This is a genomic window from Nonomuraea sp. NPDC049784, assembly GCF_040659615.1.
Taxonomy (GTDB): Bacteria; Actinomycetota; Actinomycetes; order Streptosporangiales; family Streptosporangiaceae; genus Nonomuraea.
In genome coordinates this window covers 1-5,547 of record NZ_JBFAMX010000654.1, presented here as the reverse complement: position 1 = coordinate 5,547, position 5,547 = coordinate 1, and the positions used below count along the sequence as shown (strand labels likewise).

The window sequence follows — 5,547 nt, the reverse complement described above, 5'->3', positions numbered from 1 at the left end:
GGTGGGGGCGAACAAGTGCCTGGACGTCAGCGGCGCCGGCACCGCCAACGGCACCAAGATGCAGATCTGGACCTGTCACGGCGGCACCAACCAGCAGTGGACCCGCGCCTGACAGCCTCTGACAGCTGACGACGCGCCGTCGCCGGGGCGAGTCATCACCCCGGCGACGGCCACGAGCACGAGGCCGACGCGTGAGGTTCGTCGACGCGATCCGCGGACGTGCGGTCATCGCTGAGCTATCCCCCCGCCGGAGAAACGGTGCTCGAAGCAAGGATGCGCAAGACGGACAACCACTACCTGAGGAGCACGTGTGAACTTCTCGCTCTCCCCTCTGCCTAGGCTTGTGCCCAGGCGCTGGGTCACCTGGACCGTCGGCCTGCTCTGTCTTGTGGCATTCTTACCGGCCACTGCGGCGAGGGCGGACAATCCGATCGTCCAAACCATTTACACGGCCGACCCGGCTCCGCTCGTTCACAACGGGCGGGTGTATCTCTACACGGGACACGACGAAGACGGCTCGACGTATTTCACCATGAAGGACTGGCGGGTCTGGTCGTCCGCAGACATGGTGAACTGGACCGATCACGGCTCCCCGATGAGCCTGGCCACGTTCAGCTGGGCGAGCGCGGACGCCTGGGCGGGCCAGGCCGTCTACCGCAACGGCAAGTTCTACTGGTACGTCCCAGTGAAGAACCGGGCAACCGGCAGGATGGCCATCGGGGTGGCGGTCGGCGACAGCCCCACCGGACCCTTCCGCGACGCCCTCGGGCGCCCGCTGGTGGAGAACGGCGAGATCGATCCCACTGTTTTCATCGACGACAACGGACAGGCCTACCTGTACTGGGGCAACCCGAACCTTTCGTACGTGCAGTTGAACACCGACATGATTTCGTATTCCGGTAGCCCAACCCAGATACCCCTCACCACTGCGGGCTTCGGGACCCGTACCGGGAGCACCGGCCGTCCGACCCTCTACGAAGAAGGACCTTGGGTCTACAAGCGCAACGGTCTGTACTACATGGTCTTCGCGGCGAAATGCTGCTCCGAGTTCATCGCCTACTCCACCGCCCCCGGTCCCACCGGCCCCTGGACCTATCAGGGAACGATCATGCCCACCCAGGGAAGCAGCTTCACCAACCATCCCGGCATCATCGATTTCAACGGCGGGTCCTACTTCTTCTACCACAATGGCGCCTTGCCGGGCGGCGGCGGCTTCACCCGATCAGTCGCGGTGGAGAAGTTCAGCTATAACGCCAACGGCACGATCCCGACGATCAATATGACCACGGCCGGGGCACCCCAGGTCGGCACCCTGAACCCGTACGTCCGTCAGGAAGCCGAAACGATGGCCTGGGAGTCCGGCGTCGAAACCGAGCCCTCCAGCGAAGGCGGCATGAACGTCGGCTGGATCGAGAACGGGGACTACATCAAGGTCAAGGGCGTCGCCTTCGGCACCGGCGCGTCATCCTTCACCGCACGAGTGGCCTCGGCGAGCAGTGGCGGCAGAATCGAAGTCCGCCTGGACGGCGTCAACGGCACCCTGGTGGGCACCTGCACCGTGCCGGGTACCGGAGGCTGGCAGAACTGGACGACCGTGTCCTGCCCCGTCAGCAACGCCGGAGCGATGCACGATCTCTACCTCAGGTTCACCGGCGGAAGCGGCTACCTGTTCAACGTGAACTGGTGGCAGTTCACCGGCAGCGGTGTTTCTTGATGCCCTCATCCTGAGGATCCTCCTCACAGCGCCGGACCAGGCACGTACAGGCCCCGGTAGTCCCTGAGACCTTCGCGGCACCGCCGGCCCAGCGGCATCCGCTCGGTCAGGTACATCAGCGATCGTCGTCCCCGTCCTGGTCGCGGGAGCCCTCGACGTCTCCCAGCACCGAGCGGAGCCAGGTCTCGGTCGTGCCGATGTGCATGAGCGCCGCGGCCTGGGCGAGCATCGCGTCGCCGGCGGCCAGGGCGTTGTAGATCGCCTCGTGCTCGGCGACGGTCTTGTGCGAGCTGCCGGCCTCCACCGTGCCGCGCCACACCCGCATCCGCAACGTGCGGCCGGAGATTCCGTCGAGCAGGGTGGACAGCGTCTCGTTGCCGGTCGCGCTCACGACGGCGCTGTGGAAGGCGGCGTCGTGGTGGTTCAGTTTCTCCACGTCATCGCAAGCAGCGCGCATCGCGTTCAGATGCTCGCCGATCTCGTCGAGTTGCTCGGCAGAGATCTGGGACGCGGCAAGGGCGGTCGCCGCGGGCTCCAGCATCCGCCGTACCTGGACGATCTCCAGCAGGGTGTCGTCGCGCAGCAGCTCGACGGCCAGCCCCAACCCTTCCAGCAGCAGCCGCGGCTCCAGGCTGGTCACGAAGGTGCCGTCACCCCGCCGTACGTCGAGCACCCGGGCCACGACCAGCGCCTTGACCGCCTCGCGCAACGGGTTGCGTGAGACGCCGAGCTGGGCGGCGAGCTGGTGCTCCGGTGGCAGCCGAGCCCCTGGGGGCAGCTCCCCTGACTGGATGAGCGCCCGGATGCGGGAGATCGCCTCGTCAGTCAGCGACATGTGTGCGACCTCCGGGCGTGGAGTCGCTCGATCGGCACTCGGGTCACGCTGGGAAACATAGCAGACATCCCATGTTCGAGAGAGAGCCCAATTTGTCGATGTACAGACATGGGTTGTCTATGTGTCAGCCTGGTGGGCCGGTAGACAGCTATCGCGCCATATTCCTGGTATTTCCCTGAGAGGTCTAGACACACCACCCCGGCGAGGATTACAAAGACATCCCATGTCAATGCAGTGAAGGCCTCTTCATCTCTCGGAAACATCCACTGGAGGTACACCTTCGTGCGCAAGCATCACCCGGGCCGGTCATCGTGACCGAGCTGATCACCGCAGTCGAGGCCCACGACATCCGGTTCCCCACCTCCCGGCAGCTCGACGGCTCCGACGCCATGAACCCCGAGCCCGACTACTCAGCCGCGTACGTGATCGTGCGGACCGGCGGCGGGCAGGAGGGGCACGGGCTCGCCTTCACCGTCGGGCGCGGCAACGAGATCGCCGTCGCCGCCGTGGGGTCGCTGGCGCCGCTGGTCACCGGGCGGCCAGTGGCCGAGGTGCTCGGTGACCTCGGCGGAGTGTCCCGCCGGCTCACCGGCGACAGCCAGCTGCGCTGGCTCGGCCCGGAGAAGGGCGTCATCCACATGGCGGCGGGAGCCGTGCTCAACGCTCTATGGGACCTTCGTGCGCGCAGGGCGGGCAAGCCGCTGTGGCGGCTTCTGTCGGAGCTGCCACCGGAGGAGATCGTCGATGTCGTCGACTTCCGTTACCTGGAGGACGCGCTCACCCGTGAGGAGGCGCTGGCCATCCTGCGCGGCGCCGAGCCGGGCCGCGCCGAGCGCCGCGCACGCCTGCTGGCCGAGGGCTATCCGGCCTACACCACCACTCCCGGCTGGCTCGGCTACACCGACGACAAGCTGGTCCGGCTGGCGGAGGAGGCGGTCGCCGACGGGTTTCGCCAGATCAAGCTGAAAGTCGGCGCCGTCCTGGCCGAGGACGTCCGGCGCGTACGGCTGGCCCGCGAGACGGTCGGCCCCGATGTGCGCATCGCCGTGGACGCCAACCAGGCGTGGAACGTCGGCCAGGCGATCGAGTGGCTGGCCCCGCTCGCCGAGTTCGACCTGTACTGGATCGAGGAGCCCACCTCGCCCGACGACGTGCTGGGCCACGCCACCATCCGCAAGCAGGTGGCGCCCCTCAAGGTCGCCACCGGCGAGCACACCCACAACCGGGTGATGTTCAAGCAGTTACTGCAGGCGGGCGCGATCGACATCCTGCAGCTCGACGCGGCCAGAGTCGCGGGGGTCAACGAGAACATCGCCATCCTGCTGCTGGCCGCCAAGTTCGGGGTGCCGGTGTGCCCGCACGCGGGCGGCGTCGGCCTGTGCGAGATGGTCCAGCACCTTTCGATGTTCGACTACGTCGCCGTCAGCGGCACCACCGAGGACCGCGTCATCGAGTACATCGACCACCTGCACGAGCACTTCACCGACCCGGTCGTGATCCGGGACGGCCGATACGTCGCCCCCGCACGGCCGGGCGGAGGCGCCGAGATGCGTCCGGCATCCCGCGCCGAGTACGCCTACCCGCACGGCCCTCAGTGGGCCTCCGACGCAGTCGCCGACGTGGCGGGTGCGGTGTGACGCGCTCCCCCGGCGGGCTCCGGCCGCGAGCCGGCGCAGGAAAGGAACAGTCATGAAACGAGGACTCGCCTTAGGTGCGGCCGTCGCCCTGTCGGCCGGCCTGGCCACCGCCTGCGGGGGCAGCGGAGGGAGCGGCACGGCCGCCTCAGGAGGCGGCAAGCCTGTCGTCGGGGTGGACTACCCCCGCTCCGACACCGACTTCTGGAACTCCTTCATCAAGTACGTCCCCCAGTTCGGCGCCGAGAACGGCCTGGAGCTGAAGACCTCCAACTCTCAGAACGACATCTCCAAGCTCACCGCCAACGTGCAGAGTTTCATCAGCCAGGGCGTGAAGGGCGTCGTGCTGGCGCCGCAGGACACAGCTGCCGTGGCCCCCACCCTCCAGCAGCTCAACGCCAAGAAGATCCCCGTCGTCATGGTCGACACCCGCCCCGAGCAGGGCGACGCCTTCATGGTGGTGCGTGCCGACAACCGGGCGTACGGCGAGAAGGCGTGCAAATTCCTCGGCGAGAAACTGGCCGGCAAGGGCAAGGTCGTGATGCTCCAGGGCGACCTTGCCTCCATCAACGGCCGCGACCGCACCGAGGCTTTCAACACCTGCATGAAGGCCAGCTACCCCGGCATCACGGTGTTCGGCGAGGCCACCAACTGGGACGGCGCCGTCGCCTCGCAGAAGCTCCAGACCCAGCTCACCGCCAACCCCGACATCAAGGGCGTCTACATGCAGTCGAGCTTCGCCCTGTCGGGCACCCTCCAGGTGCTCCAGCAGCGCGGACTGCTGGTCCCACCGGACGATCCCAAGCACGTCTTCGTCATCTCCAACGACGGCATCCCCCAGGAGCTGAAGGAGATCGCCGCCGGCAACATCGACGCCACCGTCTCCCAGCCGGCCGACCAATACGCCAAGTACGCGCTGCAGTACACCAAGGCCGCCATCGACGGCAAGACGTTCAAGCCGGGCCCGACCGACCACGACAGCGCCATCATCCAGGTGCGCCCCGGCCTGCTGGAGGACCAGCTCTCCGCACCCCTGGTCACCGCCGACGGCGGCACCTACGGAGGCGTAGCGAGCGTCAAGCCAGACGACTCCTCGCTCTGGGGCAACAACCTTGGCGGCTGACCAGGCGGCCACGCCTCTCGTCGAGGCGGTGGGTGTCACGAAGAGATACGGCGAGACCGTCGCGCTGGACCGCGCCGGAATCCGCATCATGCCCGGCCAGACCCACGCGCTCGTCGGCCGCAACGGAGCCGGGAAGTCCACCCTGGTCTCGATTCTCACCGGACTCCAGGCCCCCGACGAGGGCGAGGTGCGCTTCGGCGGCGAGCCTGCCCCGCGCCTCGCCGACCGTGACGCCTGGCGG

The 5,547-nt window shown here is 67.6% G+C and carries 6 protein-coding genes; 5 read left to right on the top strand and 1 reads right to left on the bottom strand.

The genetic code is table 11. The annotated features are described in order from the left end of the window. Nucleotide 1: 1 nt before the first annotated feature. Both AB0J09_RS54810 and AB0J09_RS54805 read left to right on the top strand, forming a co-directional pair. A complete protein-coding gene (locus AB0J09_RS54810) occupies nt 2-112 on the top strand; it encodes an RICIN domain-containing protein (RefSeq protein WP_360710250.1) in 111 nt (36 codons plus the stop codon). A 198-nt stretch (nt 113-310) separates the two neighbouring features. After that, nucleotides 311-1,714: a glycoside hydrolase family 43 protein gene (locus AB0J09_RS54805; protein WP_360710248.1), complete on the top strand. Its 1,404-nt coding sequence runs from the start codon at nt 311-313 to the stop codon at nt 1,712-1,714. Between the two features lie 115 nt (nt 1,715-1,829). Here AB0J09_RS54805 and AB0J09_RS54800 read toward each other — a convergent pair whose 3' ends face one another. Next, complete coding sequence (locus AB0J09_RS54800) at nt 1,830-2,549, bottom strand: FadR/GntR family transcriptional regulator (RefSeq protein ID WP_360710246.1); 720 nt, start codon at nt 2,547-2,549, stop codon at nt 1,830-1,832. Nucleotides 2,550-2,860: 311 nt separating this feature from the next. Between AB0J09_RS54800 and AB0J09_RS54795 the strand changes: the two genes are divergently transcribed. The 3 genes from AB0J09_RS54795 to AB0J09_RS54785 form a co-directional block, all read left to right on the top strand. After that, nucleotides 2,861-4,186, top strand: a complete 1,326-nt coding sequence (locus AB0J09_RS54795) for an enolase C-terminal domain-like protein (protein ID WP_360710244.1) — start codon at nt 2,861-2,863, stop codon at nt 4,184-4,186. Between the two features lie 52 nt (nt 4,187-4,238). Next, the gene (locus tag AB0J09_RS54790; RefSeq protein ID WP_360710243.1) at nt 4,239-5,306 is read left to right on the top strand and encodes a sugar ABC transporter substrate-binding protein; all 1,068 of its coding nucleotides are present in this window, start codon (nt 4,239-4,241) and stop codon (nt 5,304-5,306) included. A 28-nt stretch (nt 5,307-5,334) separates the two neighbouring features. Next, nucleotides 5,335-5,547: ATP-binding cassette domain-containing protein (locus AB0J09_RS54785; protein WP_360710241.1), on the top strand; the 213-nt coding region annotated here is incomplete at its 3' end.